Source organism: Nocardioides sp. NPDC058538 (assembly GCF_042719275.1).
Taxonomy (GTDB): Bacteria; Actinomycetota; Actinomycetes; order Propionibacteriales; family Nocardioidaceae; genus Nocardioides.
Map to the genome: position 1 here is coordinate 1 of NZ_JBHXNY010000075.1, position 2,849 is coordinate 2,849.

General features: G+C 71.0%; 3 protein-coding genes. 2 read left to right on the top strand and 1 reads right to left on the bottom strand.

All coding sequences use genetic code 11. From position 1 onward, the window contains the following. Positions 1 to 107: 107 nt before the first annotated feature. On the bottom strand, positions 108 to 950 hold the full coding sequence (locus tag ACFWQC_RS28245) for an SDR family oxidoreductase (RefSeq protein WP_378686142.1): 843 nt from the start codon (positions 948 to 950) through the stop codon (positions 108 to 110). A 92-nt stretch (positions 951 to 1,042) separates the two neighbouring features. Here ACFWQC_RS28245 and ACFWQC_RS28250 point away from each other — a divergent pair, with 92 nt between their 5' ends. Further along, positions 1,043 to 1,504 carry an Rrf2 family transcriptional regulator gene (locus tag ACFWQC_RS28250; RefSeq protein ID WP_378686145.1) on the top strand — a complete coding sequence of 154 codons (462 nt, stop codon included), beginning with the start codon at positions 1,043 to 1,045 and terminating at the stop codon, positions 1,502 to 1,504. A 47-nt stretch (positions 1,505 to 1,551) separates the two neighbouring features. Next, complete coding sequence (locus tag ACFWQC_RS28255) at positions 1,552 to 2,793, top strand: deoxyguanosinetriphosphate triphosphohydrolase (protein ID WP_378686148.1); 1,242 nt, start codon at positions 1,552 to 1,554, stop codon at positions 2,791 to 2,793. The last annotated feature ends 56 nt before the right edge of the window (positions 2,794 to 2,849 follow it).

The window sequence follows — 2,849 nt, forward strand, 5'->3', positions numbered from 1 at the left end:
TTTAGTTTTTACTAGACAGCTAGTCCGCCGCGCCGGCCCTTCCTGCCGCGCGGGCTCGGCGGGATCTCCGGTCAGAACGAGCCGACTCGGCGGGGGCTGGCTGCTCCTCAGACCAGGGCGCTGAGGGGAGTGGGCTTGCGGCCACCGACCTGCTCGACGACGTCGGTGACGGTGGCGAGCTTGCCGAGCCGGGTCGCGGTGCCGAACGAGGTGAGCAGCGGGGCGATGAAGTCCGGGAGCCCGGCGGAGACCAGACCGGCGGTGTAGGCCTCGTCGTCGACCTGGACGACCTCGACCGGCTTGCCGGACCTCTGGGTGGCGAGCTCGGCCAGGTCGGCCGCGGTGTAGGCGTGCGGGCCGGTGACGTCGTACGCCTGGCCCTCGTGTCCCTCGCTCGTCAGGACCCCGGCGGCGACAGCCGCGCAGTCGGCCCGGGTGACGTAGGCCGCGCCGCCATTGCCGGTGTTGGTGACCAGCTGTCCCGTCGCGGCGGCCTGGGCGACGGAGTCGACCTGCATGTCGGCGTAGAGGTTGTTGCGGAGCATGGTCCAGGCCAGGCCGCTCTCGCGCAGCGCGTCCTCGGTGGCGGCGTGGTCGGCGACGACGCCGGCAGGGTTGTCCGCGGTCGGCTCGGAGACCGAGGTGTAGGCCAGGTGGCGCACGCCCGCCTTGACGGCCGCATCGATCGCGGCGAGGTGGCCCTCGACGCGGGCGCCGACGGCGTCGGTGGAGATCAGCAGTACACGCTCGACGCCGTCGAAGGCCTCGACCAGCTCGTCGGGCTTGCTGAAGTCGGCGGCACGTACGTCGGCACCGCGCTCGGCGTAGTCCGCGAGCTTCGCGGGATCGCGGGTGAGGAGCACGACCTCGGCGGGGTCGACGGTGGTGAGGAGCTGGTCGGCGACGAGGCGGCCGAGCTGGCCGGAGGCGCCGGTGATGGCGATGGTCATGGGAGTCCTATCGGTAGTGCCGTAACTGTAGTCGCGGCGATGACGGTTTCATAAATGTAGTCATAGTGATGGCAATAAGGCAAGATGGGGGTATGGCCGCCCCGACGAACACCCGTTTCGCGGTGGCCGTCCACGTCCTGACATACCTCGCCTCCTGCGCTGCGGCCGGCCGCACGGCCCCCGTCAGCTCCGACGAGCTCGCCGGCAGCACCGCGGTCAACCCGGTCCATGTGCGCAAGGTGCTCGGTCCGCTGCGTACGGCAGGCCTGGTTCGGTCCCGTCCCGGCGCCCATGGGGGATGGGAGCTGGCGGTCGACCCGAAGACGGTGAACCTCGCCCAGGTGTGGCAGGTGCTGCAGGGCGACGACCAGGTCCTCGGGATCCATGGCCCCAACCCCGCCTGCGCGGTGGGTGCCAACATCCAGGGCGTGCTCGTCGACCTCGACCGCCGCGTGGCCCGCGCCGTCCTCGAGGAGCTCTCGGGGATCACGCTCGACGACGTCATGTCGACGGCCGGTTTCAACGCGGAGGACTTCGCGATCCTGCTGCCCTGAGGGCGGCCATGGCGCCACTGGGGGCCGCAGCCGTTAGCCTCTCAACCGTGGAGCTATATGGGGCCGCCGACCGCGAGCGGATCGTCGCCGAGCCGCCCAAGCGGGTGGTCGCGCCGGAGCGTACGCAGTTCGAGCGCGACCGCGCCCGCGTGGTGCATGCCGCCTCGACTCGGCGGCTGGCGGCGAAGACTCAGGTGGTGGGGCCGCAGGCCGACGATTTCGTACGCAACCGGCTGACCCACTCGCTCGAGGTCGCCCAGGTCGCGCGCGACCTGTCGCGTGCCTTGAACGGCCCGGACTCGCCACAGCCCGACATCGCCGAGACCGCGGCCCTCGCACACGACCTCGGGCACCCGCCGTTCGGGCACAACGGCGAGAACGTGCTCGCCGAGCAGGCGAAGGGGATCGGTGGGTTCGAGGGCAACGCGCAGACGCTGCGCATCCTGACCCGGCTGGAGGCGAAGACCTTCGACGCCGAGGGGCGCTCGGTCGGGCTCAACCTGACCCGGGCGACGCTGGACGCGTGCACGAAGTACCCGTGGGGCTTCGGTGAGCGCAAGGGATCGAAGTTCGGCGTCTACGAGGACGACCTGCCGGTCTTCACCTGGCTGCGCGCCGCGGATGCCGGACAGCGGCAGTGCGTCGAGGCGCAGATCATGGACCTCTCCGACGACGTCGCCTACTCCGTCCATGACGTCGAGGACGGCATCGTCGCCGGCAAGGTCGACCTCGCCCGCCTCGACCTCGACGGCGTCGCCGCGACCGTCGCCGACTGGTACGTCCCCGGCTTCGACCGCGCTGTCGCGGTCTCGACCATCGCCGACCTCGACGCCGCCGGCTGCTGGATCCCCGAGGGCGCCGTGTACGACGCCTCTCGTCGCTCGCGAGCCATGCTCAAGAACCTGACCTCCGACGTCATCGGCCGGTTCTGCGGGACGGTGCGGGAGGCGACGTACGCCGCCGGCGGCGGTCCCTACGTCCGCTACGGCGCCGATCTGGTGGTGCCGGAGCAGACCCGCCTGGAGATCGCGCTGCTGAAGGGGATCGCGGCGCACTACGTGATGCGCACCGACGAGCGAGCCGTGAAGATGGACCGTCAGCGCAACCTGCTCGGCGAGCTCCTCGAGCACCTGGTCGCCACCGGGCCGAATGACCTCGACCGGCAGTTCGCCGACGACTGGCACGCCGCGGCCGACGACGCCGCCCGGCTCCGCGTCGTGATCGACCAGGTCGCCTCGCTCACCGACATCACCGCGCTGGCCTGGCACGAACGGCTCTGCGCCGCCTGACCCCAACTCGCCGAAGCGTCAGCTACGTCGGTCGAGTGGGCACCTCCGTGACCACT

Coding starts and splice junctions, on each gene's coding strand:
- ACFWQC_RS28245 (WP_378686142.1), bottom strand. CDS start 950: ATGACCATCGCCATCACCGGCGCCTCCGGCCAGCTCGGCCGCCTCGTC.
- ACFWQC_RS28250 (WP_378686145.1), top strand. CDS start 1,043: ATGGCCGCCCCGACGAACACCCGTTTCGCGGTGGCCGTCCACGTCCTG.